Source organism: Sphingobacterium puteale, from assembly GCF_050986225.1.
Classification (GTDB): Bacteria; Bacteroidota; Bacteroidia; order Sphingobacteriales; family Sphingobacteriaceae; genus Sphingobacterium; species Sphingobacterium puteale.
The window spans coordinates 1844765-1861338 of sequence record NZ_CP158959.1 but is presented as its reverse complement, the minus strand read 5'-3'; the positions used below and the strand labels follow the sequence as shown (position 1 = coordinate 1861338).

Genomic DNA, 16574 nt, shown 5'->3' with positions numbered 1-16574 from the left:
GTGACTAGTTGCTCGCCATTTTATCGGATGATATCTCGGGCTTAACAGCCATTCCATCTTTAAGGGACTCCAGACCTTTTAAAATAAGTCTGTCCCCACTAGCCAGGCCGTTGGAAATGTAATAGCTATTTCCGGCAGCTCCGGTAACCGTTAATGCGACCTGCCGGGTTTTGTTTTGCTGGTCAACGACATAAGCAAAGAGCTTGTCCTGCATTTCGAATGTCGCTGCCTGGGGTACAGCAACTACACCATGCTGCCTCAGGCCAAGTCTAATACGGCCTGAGTTGCCTGAACGAAGCAAACCTTGCCTATTGGGAAAGGTAGCCCTTAGGGTGATTGCTCCAGTAGACCTATCGAATGCTGCATCAACCATATCAAGCCGACCTGTTACGGGATAATCAGCTCCACCAGAAAGCACCAGATTTACCTCAGCGCTGTTCTTTAATTTTTCGTCGATTGAAAGACCTTGCAGACCATCCTTAAAAGCGACAAAATCAGCTTCTCCAACAGAAAAATAAGCGTGAACCTCCCTATTGTCGGAAAGATAAGTCAATGACTGGGCATCGGATGGAGCAACAAGACTACCTGTTTTCTTTCCGATACGGCCGATATAACCACTTACAGGAGCTTTAATGGTGGCAAAATTTAAGGTGATTTTGGCATTTTCTATTTGTGCCATCGCTTTTCGCTCACCCGCTACTGCTGCGTCGTAGCTAGCCTGTGCTGTTTTCAGCTGATAGTTTGATACAACTCGATTATCCACGAGTGCTTTTAGCTTTTCGACTTCAATTTTTGCGGTCTGTACTTCTGCCTGCGCTATGGATAGCTGTGCTTTCGCATCGTTATATGCTTCCCGGTATGGACGTGAATCGATCAGGAAGAGTGCTTGGCCCTTTTCCACATAGGCGCCTTCCTGAACCAAAACCCTTTCCAGGATTCCATTCACCTGGGGGCGGATCTCGACGTCAGTAAGCCCCTCCAGCTGTGCCGGGTATTCTGTATAAACCACCGTATCGGTCTTGTTTAAAACCAGCACTGGAACCTCAGGAACACTGGGCTCCTGAACAGGTTGATGACCTGGTTTGCAGGAAGAAAATATGATAACTGGAATTGCAATTCCGAGTAACAGATTTTTTTTCATAAAAATTTGATTTGATATAATAGAAATGTGTAAGAATATGAGTGAATGCTGAATTTCTTGAGTTATTCAGTGCTGGTAGTACGGATTAATCAGTAAGTATACGACCACTCCAGTAAAACTGACATACAACCAGATCGGCATAGTCCACCGGGCAATCTTGCGGTGCTGGTTAATTCGATTATTTAGCGCAAAAGCCATGGCTAAGAGGCCAAGGGGCACAATAATGGCTGCCAGCAAAACGTGCGTGACCAAAATAAAATAGTAAACCTCTCGCAATATGCCATCTTCTTTATAACTGGTAGAGGGCATAGAGAAATGATAAAGCAAATAAGAAAACAGGAATAAGGAGGTAAAGGAGAAGGCAAGAAATATTGAACTTCGATGCAGGAGTATGTCTTTACGACGAACTGCAAACAATGCAAATAGCAACGAAAAGAAGGTTAAACCATTTAAAATTGCATTGAGCATGGGCAGGCTGGAATAATCACAGCCTGCTACCAAGCTTACTTTTGGCATGAAAAAAGTAAGCAGGATTAAACCATTGATAACAATGGTGAGTACCCAGATAAGTAATATAGAATTTTTGTATGGCATTATTTTATAGATATTTTGTGATTGATGACTGAGCTGTTATTCGTGCAAGCACGGATAAACATTTATTCCAACAATTAAAACATACTAAGCGGTATGTTTTTGAGTATAAAAAAGTTTTCATCGCGTGTGATATTTTTCAAACATACTAATTAGTATGTTTTAATACGTAAAAATTAAATTTTAATAAGTCAACCAAAACATACTATAAGTATGTTTTTATCAAAAAAAATTTACTTCAATGAATCGAGGTATTGTCGAAATTCGATTAGAAATGATACGTAATAGGGTTTACCTAATAACTTGCCCATATTTCTGACACCATGGTATAATGTTATGATATGAAGCGCTATCTGTTTGGCATCATGCGAACGCGCTAACTGGCCTGTCTCCTGCCCCCGTATGATCTCAGCTTCGATCGCTCTCTCCCATTTATTCAACGATTTTTTCAATGCTAACCGAAATGCGTCATTCAGCGGAGCCATCTCCTGAATAAGATTTACAGCCGGACAACCATGCTCAACCGTCATAAACGGATGTTTAAAGAGAAGTTTATCCATCATTTTATAGATGTTATCTCGAAAATTTGAGCTTGATGAAAGTGAATTTTGAATGTCTGGCCAAATCTCCGTATGCATAGCTTCTTCTATCAACGCTATACCCATCTCTTCTTTATTTTTGAAATGATAGTAAAAGGCTCCTTTGGTCACTTGTGTTGTAGCCAAGATGTCATCAATACTTGTCGATTGAAAACCCTGCTTGTATATCAACTCCATTGCTCTTCTGAGAATATCTGATCTTGTTGCCTGTGCTTTTGACATAAACATACCAATTAGTATGTCGCAAATATACACAGCAAATGCACCACTTGTCCCCCCCACTTGTCATTCTTAAGTAAAACTGAAAAATTAAAGGAAGTAGTCATTTCATCTTTATTCTTTAGCTATTCGGGGCTAATTGGATATAAAATGTTTTTGACGGTAAAATGACCCTATTAAAATCAAAACACTAGATTCTTTTAATATGTTTGCAAACATACTAGTTAGTATGTAATTTTATTTACCCAACATTGAAGCAATTTTTAAGTTAGAAATTTCATCATTTAGGCATTTAGATAAAAACATACTAGTTAGTACTTTTTATAAAGTATTGTTTTGATATGATATACCGCATTTTTTTTCTCTTATTATTTGTAGCCCTATTGGGCCTTTATAAGTTATTCAGTTCATCAAGAACCGACAGCACATTAGACCGCGTACTTCTTAGTAATCCCATCATACTGGACGTTCGCAGCCCTACAGAATTTCAAAAAGGGCATATGGAGGAAGCGATCAATATACCGATAGATAGTATTGAATTTGTCCCCTTGAATAAATTCGATTCTACACGTCTCATCATAACCTATTGTTCACACGGTGTGAGGAGCATCAGAGCTGTAGGTTTATTGAAATCTAGAGGTTTAAAGCATGTTTACAACGGCGGATCCTGGGAGGATCTGGTCACACGACTAGAAGACCATAAACATCGGTCAGCAAAATAAGAACCCTTGATCTTTTATCTATTATCCATAAAAAATGTTATGTATTACTTTTTTCTTGTTTGTCATTCAGCTATTCGATGGTTTGTCTTAGGTAGCCTAGTTTATGCCATATTTACCGCGTTCAGGGGATTGAGATTGAAAAAAAAATTCAGTACCAAGACCAATGCTGTTCGTCACTGGACTGCAACCATTGCCCATATTCAGTTATTGATCGGAATGGCACTTTATATCCAAAGCCCTATTGTCCTAGCTAAAACGACTGACGGGTTGGGTTCGATGGCTAATCCGCATGTTTTCTTCAAATATATCCATATTTCGCTTGCGGTAGTGGCAATCGTGTTGATTACGATCGGCTCAGCTAAAGCCAAACGTATGCAGGAAGACCAAGCCAAATATCAAACCATGCTATGGTGGTTTTCCGCAGCATTACTTATTATACTAATCGCGATTCCATGGCCGTTTTCTCCCCTGGCAGCACGTCCCTATCTACGCATATTCTAAATCAATTCGTTATACGCTACTAATTTTCAACGTACAAATGTTAAGTCAAATTTTTAAAACATCGCTGGGCCGCCTGCGGCTGCTCAGTTATCTGGAAGGTATTTCGCTCCTTATCCTTGTCTTTATTGCGGTACCACTAAAATATTGGGGACAACAGCCCATGCTAGTTAAAGCGCTTGGACCAATCCATGGTATGCTCTTTTTATGGTTTGTTATATCAACACTTAGTGTGGGGGTCGAAAGGCACTGGAAATTCAGACAAATAACTTGGAAAGTATTACTTGCGTGCCTTATCCCATTTGGTACATTTTATATCGACAGGCGTATTCTTAAACCTATCATGGAGGCTAAATGAATAAGAAAACGATAATCGTAGCTAGTATAGCTTTCATAAATTTGATCATTATTTTTGTGGGATACCATATCCGACCTTCTCCTTTAAATTATGATACAGCATCCGTAAAGCTAGACTTTACTGTACCGCCCAACTTTCCTACCCCAAAAGCTCCGTTCGGTCAACAACAGATAACCCCAGCCGGGTTCCAACTTGGAAGGCTTCTCTTCTATGATCGGGTGCTCTCCCTAAACAATTCCATTTCGTGCGCAAGCTGCCATCATGCAGCTGCAGCTTTTTCAGACGAAAATAAGGCGTTGAGTCAAGGTATGAAACAATGTACCGGAACAAGAAATGCTCCGGCACTATTTAATCTTGCTTGGCAAAAGGAATTTATGTGGGATGGACGCATCAAAGAATTGCAACTATCGTCTCACAACGCCATTACCAATCCTTGTGAAATCGCCAACAGCATGGCGGATGCAGTTGACAAACTTCGATCGAACAGTAATTATAAGAGATTTTTTAAAGCTGCTTTTGGTTCAACAGCTATAGATTCGACAAAAATGCTGAACGCACTTGCACAGTTCATGACTATGCTCGTATCTGCTAATTCAAGGTACGACAAATATACCAGACATGAAAATGGTGGCATCTTTACGGATACGGAGAAACAAGGGTATACTTTATTTAAAAAAAATTGCAGCGTATGCCATCAGGAGCCATTATTCACAGATATGAGTTACCGTAATAACGGACTAGACCTCATATCGCGAGACCCTGGAAAAAGTAGTTCGACCCATTTGGCAAGTGATATTGGAAAGTTTCGTGTGCCCTCACTCCGAAATATTGAAGTCACGGCGCCCTACATGCATGATGGGAGACTCGGGACACTGGAAGAGGTGCTAGACCATTATACTGAAGGCATAAAGCAGAATTCTAATCTGGATGGAGAATTACAGCAAAATGGCAAAATAGGCATTACGCTTTCTGCTGGTGAAAGAAGCAAAATTATAGCTTTTTTAAAAACGTTAACAGACAAAGACTTTTTAACCGATCCAAGATTTCAACGACCATGAACAGGTTTACGCACTCCAATTGAACAATTTTAGCTTTTCAATCCATTAGTAGACAGGGTACAAATTGCTTTCTTCTTAGCAACAAATTAGCAAAAGGGCAATTAAGCCTCCCATAAAGCTAACAAGCAACAAGGCAAGCAGACAATAAAGAATACTAGAAAAGCAAAACTTTAAAAAACCGGACTCACCCCTTAACATTTGCATGATTCTTCTTTTCATAAGATGTTCATCCTACTTTGATCTCTGTGATGACTTGGATAACACTTTTAAGCTTGATTAATCAGATTTATAACAGTAACAATACTTATCAATAGAATTTAATTAGCTTGCTCATGTTCTGCATTAAGTCAGTTTGATGAAGGTAAGCTGTTCCTTTATCAAAAAGTTCAAAATTAAAATGAACAGATAATTCTTCTAATCTTTTTTTGCTGGCTTTAATTTCTCCTTCAAACCAGTTGTCCCAGGCCAGTAGGATTATTTCGCCATCTTTACTAAATTGATAAAGATCAAAATCTATTCCTTTATCAAACATCTTTTCATCATATTCAAAATCTAATCTCCACTTATTTTGTTGTAAAAATTTCAAAATTAAATAAAATATATCGGTATCAATTCCTGTTGCTATATAATCCATAACTGAAGGGTTGTTGTCTTCTCTATATGTTAGACGTGTTATCTTGTTTTGATATAAATTATAAAATTGCATCACACGTTTCGACTTTAATCCCCCCTTCTATCGGTGTCATCTCTGACCATAGCCAGTTAAAATACTGAATCACTTGCCGAGCTGGGATCATGGGTCGATCAGCGGTGGTATGTCCATCAGCAACCACGGTAATAGAATAGTCTCTCGTCAAAGCTGATTTTATCGTAGCATCCACACAGAAATCGGTAGCGCATCCCGTCACGATCAGTTCCTTCACTCCCCTACGCTGTAATATCGTCTGAAGATCAGTTTTATAAAATGAATCATTCGCTGTCTTAGAAAGAAATATATCCTCAGGGCCTCTGATCAATTCAGGCAATAAAGACCAATCTTCTGTACCAGGAAGGAAACAGTTCTCCTTTGTGCCATCATGTTGTATAAAAATAACCGGGTCACCGCTCTTTCTGAACTGTTGAGAAAGTTCGTTGATCCGATCAATGACACCTTTGGTGTCATGTCGTAGCGTATAGGGTCTAAAACTGCCCAGTTGCATATCTATAATTAATAAGGCTTTCATTTGTGAACTAAATCTATATTATTGATAAATATACCGAATGTTCATTACTCAACATCATCCGTCTGGTATCGGACAAAAATTTAGATAAAAACATTTTTTATATAGGAACAATTCAAGCAATCAAACCAGGGGATTCGAAGTAAAATAAAGAAGGGCTTGAGGTTTTATTCTAAATCTTTATATATCTATCCATATATTGCTATTTTTTTTAGTATATTTATCTTCATAAAAAGTAAAATAAAATTGTAATAGCCAATATGCCGTCTAGTTTTCTCGAGCTGACGGGAAGAACTTATCAAATCTAAAAGCATGACTAAGAATAAAAAAATTAATGTACAAGGAGTAGATATTCTCCTATATCAAGAACATCAAAGTGATTACATATCACTTACGGATATTGCAAGACACAAAGATTCGACACATATAGATAGCATTATCCAAAATTGGATGAGAAATCGCAATACCATTGAACTCTTAGGTTTTTGGGAAAGTATTTACAACCCTAATTTTAAACCCCTCGAATTCGAGGGGTTTAGAAAACAAGCTGGTCTCAATAGTTTTGTGATGACCCCAAAACGTTGGATAGAAAATACCAACGCAATTGGTATAATTTCTAAAGCTGGAAGGTACGGGGGTACTTTTGCTCATAAGGACATAGCACTAGAATTCGCTTCCTGGATTTCAATCGAGTTTAAACTTTATATAATAAAGGAGTTTCAACGTTTAAAAGACGATGAAAACAATCGTTTGAAATTAAATTGGGATTTAAATAGAACGCTAGCTAAGGTGAATTATCAAATCCATACAGATGCTATCAAAGAAAATCTTATTCCGCCAGAAATCACCAAACAACAGTCAAATTCCGTTTATGCCAACGAAGCCGATATACTGAATATCGCACTATTTGGAATAACAGCCAAACAATGGCGAGATACTAATCCTGATAAAAAGGGCAATATTCGAGACTACTCGTTTATAGAACAGTTGGTCGTACTAAGCAACATGGAAAGTATAAACGCGTTATTAATTCACCAAGGAGTACCACAAAATGAACGGCTTATGCAACTGAATAAAGTAGCGGTAACACAAATGAAGTCGCTCGTAGAAAGTAAGGCCGTTAAAAAATTGAAATAGTACGTCGCCATGATGAGCCAAGGCAATCAATAGTTCTAAATTCATTGGAAACATCTTCGTCAAAAACCAATAGGCAAGTATCCATAAAGGCATCAATAAACACTACATCAACTTGATTATAGTTAACATCAGTTTCTAGAGTGACACGTTTAAAAGTAAGGAATTGAAAGTTAACTTGTTTCTCTATTCATATACTTATATAACAGGGATGAAGGGCTACGATTCGCATTATTTTTGTATAAATTATCGTGACCGAACGTAATAAATGAATCCTTTGCCCTTGATACCGCAACATTTAACATATTAGGTCCCATATCAAAGAAAAAGCTGGTATTTTTCATATTTGGACCATAAACCGATGAAAATAGAATGATCGGTCTTTCCGCGCCCTGCAATGCATGGACAGTACCGATGGTCAAATTCTTCATTGGAATATTTGCTTTTTGTAAGACTGATTTAAGAACCGATTTTTGCCTTGCAAACGGTGTGATCACTGCAATCAGATCGCCTATAATCAATTGTTTGACCTTCCGATCCTCCTTGACTGCGGCAGCTTCCTCCAATTGTTGATAATAAGACAGAATCTGTATACTGTGCTCGGAAATCCATCTCGCTACAAGCGACGCCTCTTCTCGATTTGCCTTGCTGACCGGAGATGGATCTGTATCAAAATCATGATGGATAAACGCCATCGGTGGTAGTACTAAACTACTTGGTGCAGCTCCTTTCTTAGGCTCTAAAAGCCCTTTATAAGCCAACTGATTACAATAGTCTATAATTTCATCATAACAACGACGGTGCTCTGTCAACCATAAACCTCGCGACAGCTTTTTTCTCTCGTGATGAGGTGTAGTCTTTTGTGCCAATTTCATGAGCGACCCCGTGCTACATAAAAAGCCTGCATCGCTCAATACGCTATAGTCACCTTCATTTTTTAACAATGTATGCTTGTACAGATTTGCTTTATCAACCGGTTTGCTGACGCTCCATACGGGATCTATCTGAAGAATGTCCCCGACAACTATACTTCTCTTTGCGAGAGAAAAAGTCGCAGCACCTACTTCAGGAGTTACTTGACCGGCTTCATCGACAATCAAATAATCGATACCAGAATACAAAGGCTCACTATCCCATTTTTTCCTCCCATCGCCATCCATTCCCTCAAACTTTAATTTCTGAAAAAATTTGGGGGCCATATAAAAAGTAGATACAAAACATGGAAAAAGCATACTAAAGCGTCGCCAGCGCGCCAGAGCAAAGTGATCCACAGTTTTCCAGTGGCTTTTCTCATCAAGGGCCTGTTCAATCTCGGACAGCCAACGCGCCTCCCAATAATGAACTGCCAGGAAAAACATTTCATTCTTCAGCCCCGTTTCCAATTCGTCAAAGAAAAATGATCTTTTATCATTTCCAACAGCTAAATAATCACTTTCACTTAAAGGCGGATCTGAATAAATATTATTCTTCTCTTTCCAAGCTTTCCATTGGCGAAGCCGGTCTTCTATTTTTCGCAGGAGCTCGAACTTTGATTCAAAAAACTGATCGATATCCTTAATCCTTTTCATATCAACCGTAGATAAATCAAATGTAAAACCACGGAATAGAGCCTTAAGCTGTTGTTCCCGGATCCTAGCAACAAAGGGTAAAAAGATAAAAATTTTAATCCACCAAGCTTCTCTTAAAAAATAATCATTTTTAATCTTCTCCCCTTCTTTAAGCTCATCGGCGATATTACTGATTTGGGCATGAAAATCTTTCTGTCCAAGATCAATTTCCTCTTTATACTTTAATTCACCCAACAGTTGCCGGATGTCTATATATGCTTTCCAATAATTACTTCCCTGCTTAAGTGCATCTTCACGAGCTAAAAGTTCTGTTCGCAGGAATCGAGCTACTTCCTCGGGCGCTTTAATAAAGTTCTGATTGGGAAAATGTTGATGGAAATTGCCTATAAATGTATGGTTTGCCTTATATAAGAAATTCTCATTTTCAATACGATCTGCTATTCCTCCATTTAATTTCTGAAAAGGTATCTGCTCTGACACCTCTTTCTTTTTACCGGGAAGATATAGTGCGAAGCTGTTGATACCTGGAATCCATCTTGAATATAACGGTTCATTTTTTGTTTTTACATGCTGAAAACTATCCACAATATTCGTAACAGCCTGATTATTGGTCGAACAAGCTAAAATTACCGTAGGCTCTTCTCCCCTTAGCGCCGATTTCACAATTTCGTTGGCGACCACACTCTGCAATAACGTTGTCTTGCCCGTTCCCGGAGGACCATTTACAGCAATAACTTCTCCATCTTCCATCCGATTGATCTCGTATAAACTTTGTCGTTGCGTAACGGAAAGTGGATATTCGTACCCCATTTGACCGAGATGGGAGATACTCCTCTGGACGAATTCTGAATAAGGAATCAACGGCCTGAGACTGGTGGAATCAAACCGCGTCAAATTTGTTAAAAGTGGGAGCTTCTCTATATTCAGATGAATAAGATGGTCGTAAAGCTTGACAATACCATCTGCCGCCATTTGGATCGATTCGTCAACGATCAGAACACAACGTTCAAATTTCTCATAATCAATAGCCATATAACTATTGATATTCTGATCGGTCATTGCAGAAAACTGATCAGCAATATATCGGTAATATTGTTTCCAATCTGTCCCGACAAAAACATCTGAAAATGCTTGATCCACTTGATCGACCGAGGAAAATACATAATCCAGAGACTGGGGAGGAAGTGGCTCCAAATAGTCCCGGCAAACATATGGCATCGTTTCGTCTGGTATGGACAAACCGCCAGTGTTATCCAAATTGGCTCTTATCAAAAAAGGGAGCATCAGATTTTCGTCCTGAATACTCTTACCATGCCCCACTTTACTATTGATAACGAAAGGACTAATCAGTACTGATATTTGATTGAGTTGAACCCATTCAGAATCTTTGCGATCCTTTATGCCATTTTGATCATTTAGCTTGACACTCTCACGGTTAATGATCTTTTCGGCCAGGTCAGGCAATAGCTTCCCGATTGAAAGATCAATAGCTTCTATTCCTTCTATAATATAACTTACTTTCCCTTCGTCAAGTCTAATAGCTGGTCTGGTCGCATCTGCCAATGAATTGCGCCAATATTTTAGTGTTTCGAGATAACTCATCTTTTCACTTTTAATATTCCATTTGGTATTTGCTTAAAAGATAGCTATTTTTTTCATCAATAGTTATTCAATAAATTAATAAAATCGACTCATATATCTTGTTCTCACAACGAGTCAACTGCTGTCAACAGCCCCTAATTCATCTGTATGTGGAGCAAAAATAAATTTTCAAGTTTCTGTAAAAGAATGGATTATTTCTTATCCTATGTCAAGTCGATCAAAGAACAAAACTCCTAGATTTGTAAGACTGCAAATCATCAAAATCCAGATAGAATGGATAAATGTTCCTAATATGAAATCAATATTTGAGAAAAAAATAAGAGAAGCTGTCATCGAAAGAATTAATTTATTACACGAGGACAGCGATGCTCTTTGGGGGAAAATGACAGTAACGCAAATGGTCAGGCATTGTATATTATGTGAACAATATTACCAAGGATCCATAAAGGTTAAGCGTTCATTTTTAGGGCGAATGTTTGGTCAAAATGCGATAAAGGGGATATTGAAAGATGAAACAACAAGTTTTGGCAAAAACGCCCCCACATCCGCTGTATTTATCGTAAATGAAGACATACATGATTTAGAAATGGAGAAACGAAATTGGAAATTATTAATCGAGAAATATGGAACATTTGAAAAAGATACATTTGTACATTGGTTCTTTGGTAGAATGTCCAGAGCGCAATTAGGTCAGTTCATATACAAACATTGCAACCACCATTTAAAGCAGTTTGGAGCGTAACCCAAAAAGCCACGAAACCGCTACATGGGTCAGGCGTTATAAGGGGTTCGTTCTATGGCAGGTATCTGAAAATGGAATAAAGCTAATTGCATATCAGGATACCGAACAATATAAACTGATGAAATATTTTATGAATAATCACAAACGAATGCTATCCGAATTGGGGTTTGATTTTTAAATCAAACTAGTTGCACTGGCCGAAGCATATTTAACGATACGTCCGAAACTCTATTTTTAAAATGTCCTGTTTTGAAGGGGGAGGTCAGGGTTTTCTCGTAAGCGAGTTTCGAAAGCGGGGTTTAATGATAGCTGTAATCCCAGCCTTGATTTTGATTTCAGTCCTAACTTGTACGCCCCTAATCATTACTGATTAAGGGGCGCTTACATACAATCCATAACCAAGTTGCCACCTACAACTTTTAGTTTTTAGATCATTGATTTTTATAATTCCACAATCCGAATAGCAAAGCCACCGCCAGGTGCAGACCTTTGTTTTAATTTACTTTTATTATTTATTTTAAGCTTTTTTATCACATAAGCCTGGGGATTGGTTTTGTAATGAGCATCTGGAGCATCAGCGTAGATCGTAGCTTCATATTTTTTGCCCGTTGTTAAAAAACCAAAATCCAAGATAGATTCATGTCCTTTCTCCCCGCTGACATTCCCGACAAACCATTCATTTTTACCTTTTGATTTACGGGCTATCGTTAGGTATTCTCCCGGTTCTGCTTCGATATATTGGCTACTGTCCCAATCTACAGCAACATCTTTGATAAACTGAAAAGCATCCATAAAACGCTCATAATTCTCAGGGAGGTCGGCTGCCATCTGCAATGGACTGTACATGGTCACATACAAGGCCAGCTGGTTGGCCAAGGTAGAATTGACATGGGATGTATTCTTAGGATTGATCTTTTGGATGTCCATCTCAAAGATGCCCGGTGTATAGTCCATCGGTCCTCCGATAAGCCGTGTAAAAGGTAAAATGGTAACATGGTTTGCATGGTTCCCCCCGAATGCCTGATACTCTGTGCCACGTGCAGACTCATTACCGATCAGATTGGGCCAAGTACGCGATAAACCTGTCGGACGTACGGCTTCATGCGCATTGACCATGATCTTATACTTAGCAGCTTTCTCCAAGGCATATTGATAATGGTTATTGATCCACTGACTATAATGATATTCGCCTCTGGGAATAATATTGCCTACATACCCACTTTTGACAGCATCATAACCATTATCTTTCATAAATCTATAAGCGCTATCCAAATAGCGCTCATAATTGCGGACTGCTCCCGAGGTCTCGTGATGCATAATCATCTTGACGCCCTTGTGCTTGGCATAATCCCGGATGCTCACCAGATCAAAATCGGGATAGGGTGTGACAAAATCAAACACATGATCTTTGGCATTGCCAAACCAATCTTCCCAGCCAATATTCCAGCCTTCAACCAACACGCCATCAAACCCGTGTTTTGCTGCGAAATCAATGTAACGTTTTACATTCGCCGTCGTAGCACCATGTTTGCCATGAGGCTTCACTTTGCTATAGTCAGTTTCACCTAGATGTACACTAGGAAGGTCATAGGTATAGGACCACTCGCTCTTTCCGGTAATCATCTCCCACCATACACCTACATATTTGGTAGGCTTTATCCACGAAGGATCTTTAATTTTAGTGGGTTCGTTGAGGTTGAGCGTCATACGGGAAGCCAAAATATCTCTGGCATCATCACTCACCATAATTGTGCGCCAGGGGCTCCGGGCAGGTGTCTGCAAATTGCCTTTGGTCCCATTGGCATCGGGTGTAAGCCAAGATTGAAACACAAAATTTTTGTCATCCAGATGAAGATGCATACAGGCATAATTGATTAAAGCCGCTTCGTGGATATTGATATATAGCCCGTCGTCACTTTTCATCATCAAAGCCGTCTGTACCCCTGTAGGCGAAAATGGGGTCTGCGAGGCATTGGGCGTAATCGCTTTGGCCATCAATCTTCTGATTTCAGACAGACGAGACTTGGTGTAATCATACTCCTGGGTATCGTAATCTCCGGGAATCCAAAAAGCTGTATGATCGCCATTCATTGCAAATTGTGTTTTTTCCTCCTTTACAACGAGATAAGTCATCTCTTTTTGTTCGGGAAATTCGTAGCGAAATCCTAAACCTTGATCAAATAATCTGAAACGGACCACAAGTTTTCTTTTGGACGTTTTCTGTTGCAAGCTAACGGTTAGTTCGTTGTAATGGTTTCGAATCTCACTTTCTTCGCCCCAAACAGGATTCCAGCGTTCATCAACCTGTTTACTTTCTTGTGCCGTCTGTTCAAACTGGTCATACAATGAACTGGATAACGATTCTCTATCACCTTCTCCCGCCCCTGAAAATTCAACTTTCTTGGTATTGCCGGTCAATTCCAACCCTAACTTGCTGGGTTTGATGACAGCTTGGCCTTTATAACTCAAGCTATATGTCGGCGCACCTGATGCATCCAGTGAAAACTGAAGTTTCAATTTTCCCGAAGGCGAAAGCAGCTCTTGGGCCCGAAGTCCCAAAGTGATTAAAAATAAACTCATCAAGAGTGTAGTTTTCTTCATTTTTTATGATAATTAGTGGATTTTTATATTTTTCGCATTTCGATCATCCGTCAGTTTAATGATGCAGCTTCCCTGATGGGCATCCCATGTCCAGCTCGGTTCATTGTTTTTTATCGTTGACGTTCGATTATTGCCCACAACAGCATAGGATATGGTCTTCCCATCAATGGTGACGTCATTGGGCCTGCTTTCAAGATGATAGCATAAGTAGAGCTGCCTTCCTTTGGCAGGTGTGTATCCTTTATCCCGGGGTTGAATAGCTGTTTCAAAATCGCCTTCAGCCAGGGTTGTGCAGGTAAAGCGTGTCGTAGAACCAATACCTTTGAGATAATTCTGTGTCTCTCCATCGTCTTCATAAAGTTCAAATGTAGCGGACTCACCCTCATAATTGGGGAAGATATGGATATAAAGCGGATGCATTGGATCCTGGCCGATATATTGCATGATCGGCATCATGGGTACGATAGCACCTCTTTTGACAAACATCGGGATTCGGTTTAGAGGTGCGCGGTAGGCAATCTGCTGCCCCCCAAGGTATACCGTCTTTTTGTCATTAAAATCAATCCATTCGCCATCGGGCAGATAGAGTTTTTTGACCCGTTCGCCTTTTTTCAGCACAGGGGCCACAAGGATTTCCTGTCCAAACATAAACTGATCATTGATCCCAATAACCTGGTCGTCTTGTGGAAATTCCATAAACAAGCCCCTTAATATAGGTAGACCAGTCTGATGCGCTTTGTGCGCATAGGAATAGAGATATGGAAACAGTTGATATTTGAGTTCAATGGCTGTCTTGGCATTTTTTTCGGCGACCTCACCAAATAACCAGGGTTCGACCGCATTGTTGCCCTCGTGATGGGCGCGGCTCAATGGATTAAAAATACCAAATTGCATCCAACGTGTATACAGCTCTGCCATAGCAGGGTAATCTGTAATATCTCCACAGTAACCTGAAATATCTGTCGTCCAAAACGGAATACCGCCAAGACCCGCCGATAATCCGACCGCAACCTGATTGGCCAATTGGCTCCAGCCTTCGGTCACCTCGGTCCCACTGCCGCTATCGCCAGACCAGCCAAAGGTATAGCGCTGAAGTCCGGCATAAGATGCGCGTGTCATCTGAAAGATCCGCTTGTTGGGATTATGCTTGTCAAACTGCTCTTTCACCACCTTATCCCAGGTAAGACCGTATACGTTGTGGATCTCGGCATGCATGCCTAACTGGTGTTGCATATGAAGCCGATCAACATCCTCTTCATTGCTCCAGGCAGGCTCCCCCATATCTGTCCAGAAACCACCCGCACCATCGGCTAGAGGTTTCTGCTGGAGTTGCCCCCACCAGTCGGCCACAGATGGATTTGTAAAATCAACGACCCCACAATTACCACCCCATGGCCAAGGCATATCATAAGATGTACCCGTACGGCGGTCCTTGACAAAATATCCTTTTTGATGGGCCTCCTGCCACTGACTTTTATTTGCTTGCGACACCACTGGATCTTGTGAGAGAATCATCTTAAATCCTTGATCATTCAGCTTTTTGAGCATTCCTTTGGGATCTTTATAATTTCCTTTACGCCAGTTGAAATCTTGCAGTTCCTGTGTCCAGCCTATATCCTGATAGATGATATCACAGGGAATTTCCCGCTTTCGAAATTCGGAAGCGATCTCCAAAGCCTGGTCTTCCCGTGTATAAAGTCCACGACTCTGCGCAAAACCAAACGCCCACCTTGGTGGCATGATCGGTTTCCCAGTCAATGCGATATATTGCTGGTGGATCTCTTTATAATCCTTCCCATAGATAAAATAGTAGATGAAGGGACCATCTGGTGCTTCAAAAGAATAGGATTCTGTACTGCTGGTTCCAAAGTCAAAAGCTGTTTTATAGGTATTGTCCAAAAAAATACCATAATGGTAGCTGCTCATGAAAAAAGGAATACTCTTATATAATGGATCTTCTTGACTGCTATAACAGGGTTTGTCGCTATTCCACATCTTGTAAGACCGGCCTCTTCGATTGAGCGGTCCAGTCTTTTCGCCAAGGCCAAAGAATTGCTCATCGGGACGCAGTACTTTATGTGCCACGGTTTTGGTGCCGCTCGTGCTGTGTCCAAGACTTTTATAATCACTAAAAACCAACTTTTGCCACTTATCGTAAATCAGCAACTGCATGGGATCCTTGTTGAGGCGGACACGCAGCTTTCCGGTGAAGATTTCGAAGCTTGCCGGTTCGTTATTCACCTTGATTTCACCGATGTCCTCAAGCTGTTCATGAACTACTGCAAAGGAAGCGTTCTTCCTTTGTAGTGTGCCGCTGGCATCATACCATATCCGAACAACAGAACTGCTGCAAAAATAAAACTCCAGCTTAGCACCGTCGCTGCAATTGAAAGTCACCTTTCTCCCCTCGATCTGATAATCTTGGCATTGTGTCGCTTTCATCACCTGCCCTGCTGCTCCATGAACGATGGAGATCAGGCAAAACAGCATCAAATAAAAAGATTTTAGTTTATGCATAATA

At 40.2% G+C, this 16574-nt stretch carries 14 protein-coding genes; 6 read left to right on the top strand and 8 right to left on the bottom strand.

The window, feature by feature from the left end; genetic code table 11:
• Window positions 1-4: 4 nt before the first annotated feature.
• The 3 genes from ABTV71_RS07645 to ABTV71_RS07635 form a co-directional block, all read right to left on the bottom strand.
• Complete coding sequence (locus ABTV71_RS07645; RefSeq protein WP_433902764.1) at window positions 5-1141, bottom strand: efflux RND transporter periplasmic adaptor subunit; 1137 nt, start codon at window positions 1139-1141, stop codon at window positions 5-7.
• A 66-nt stretch (window positions 1142-1207) separates the two neighbouring features.
• Window positions 1208-1735 carry a DUF420 domain-containing protein gene (locus ABTV71_RS07640; RefSeq protein WP_433902763.1) on the bottom strand — a complete coding sequence of 176 codons (528 nt, stop codon included), beginning with the start codon at window positions 1733-1735 and terminating at the stop codon, window positions 1208-1210.
• Between the two features lie 230 nt (window positions 1736-1965).
• Window positions 1966-2553: a TetR/AcrR family transcriptional regulator gene (locus tag ABTV71_RS07635; RefSeq protein WP_433902762.1), complete on the bottom strand. Its 588-nt coding sequence runs from the start codon at window positions 2551-2553 to the stop codon at window positions 1966-1968.
• 338 nt (window positions 2554-2891) lie between these two features.
• On the opposite strand from ABTV71_RS07635, the gene ABTV71_RS07630 reads away from it, so the two are divergent.
• The 4 genes from ABTV71_RS07630 to ABTV71_RS07615 are packed head-to-tail and all read left to right on the top strand — an operon-like array spanning window position 2892 to window position 5186.
• Window positions 2892-3272 carry a rhodanese-like domain-containing protein gene (locus tag ABTV71_RS07630; RefSeq protein WP_433902761.1) on the top strand — a complete coding sequence of 127 codons (381 nt, stop codon included), beginning with the start codon at window positions 2892-2894 and terminating at the stop codon, window positions 3270-3272.
• Between the two features lie 39 nt (window positions 3273-3311).
• A complete protein-coding gene (locus ABTV71_RS07625; RefSeq protein ID WP_433902760.1) occupies window positions 3312-3773 on the top strand; it encodes a hypothetical protein in 462 nt (153 codons plus the stop codon).
• Between the two features lie 37 nt (window positions 3774-3810).
• Entirely contained in the window at window positions 3811-4128 is a 318-nt protein-coding gene (locus ABTV71_RS07620; RefSeq protein WP_433902759.1) for a DUF3817 domain-containing protein, read from the top strand.
• Complete coding sequence (locus tag ABTV71_RS07615; RefSeq protein ID WP_433902758.1) at window positions 4125-5186, top strand: cytochrome-c peroxidase; 1062 nt, start codon at window positions 4125-4127, stop codon at window positions 5184-5186. Before ABTV71_RS07620 ends, ABTV71_RS07615 begins: the two co-directional genes overlap by 4 nt.
• A 307-nt stretch (window positions 5187-5493) precedes the next feature.
• On the opposite strand, the gene ABTV71_RS07610 is transcribed toward ABTV71_RS07615, so the two are convergent.
• On the bottom strand, window positions 5494-5820 hold the full coding sequence (locus tag ABTV71_RS07610) for a hypothetical protein (protein WP_433902757.1): 327 nt from the start codon (window positions 5818-5820) through the stop codon (window positions 5494-5496).
• 58 nt (window positions 5821-5878) lie between these two features.
• Window positions 5879-6409 carry a cysteine hydrolase family protein gene (locus tag ABTV71_RS07605; RefSeq protein ID WP_433902756.1) on the bottom strand — a complete coding sequence of 177 codons (531 nt, stop codon included), beginning with the start codon at window positions 6407-6409 and terminating at the stop codon, window positions 5879-5881.
• A gap of 309 nt (window positions 6410-6718) precedes the next feature.
• Between ABTV71_RS07605 and ABTV71_RS07600 the strand changes: the two genes are divergently transcribed.
• A complete protein-coding gene (locus ABTV71_RS07600) occupies window positions 6719-7543 on the top strand; it encodes a KilA-N domain-containing protein (RefSeq protein WP_433902755.1) in 825 nt (274 codons plus the stop codon).
• A gap of 170 nt (window positions 7544-7713) precedes the next feature.
• On the opposite strand, the gene ABTV71_RS07595 is transcribed toward ABTV71_RS07600, so the two are convergent.
• On the bottom strand, window positions 7714-10710 hold the full coding sequence (locus ABTV71_RS07595; protein ID WP_433902754.1) for a DEAD/DEAH box helicase: 2997 nt from the start codon (window positions 10708-10710) through the stop codon (window positions 7714-7716).
• A gap of 292 nt (window positions 10711-11002) precedes the next feature.
• Here ABTV71_RS07595 and ABTV71_RS07590 point away from each other — a divergent pair, with 292 nt between their 5' ends.
• Window positions 11003-11452 carry a DUF1569 domain-containing protein gene (locus ABTV71_RS07590; RefSeq protein ID WP_433902753.1) on the top strand — a complete coding sequence of 150 codons (450 nt, stop codon included), beginning with the start codon at window positions 11003-11005 and terminating at the stop codon, window positions 11450-11452.
• Between the two features lie 441 nt (window positions 11453-11893).
• On the opposite strand, the gene ABTV71_RS07585 is transcribed toward ABTV71_RS07590, so the two are convergent.
• Together ABTV71_RS07585 and ABTV71_RS07580 are read right to left on the bottom strand one after the other, a co-directional pair.
• Window positions 11894-14053, bottom strand: a complete 2160-nt coding sequence (locus ABTV71_RS07585) for a glycoside hydrolase family 97 protein (RefSeq protein ID WP_433902752.1) — start codon at window positions 14051-14053, stop codon at window positions 11894-11896.
• Window positions 14054-14065: 12 nt separating this feature from the next.
• Window positions 14066-16570, bottom strand: coding sequence for a glycoside hydrolase family 31 protein (locus ABTV71_RS07580; protein WP_433902751.1), 2505 nt, complete (start codon window positions 16568-16570; stop codon window positions 14066-14068).
• Window positions 16571-16574: the final 4 nt, after the last annotated feature.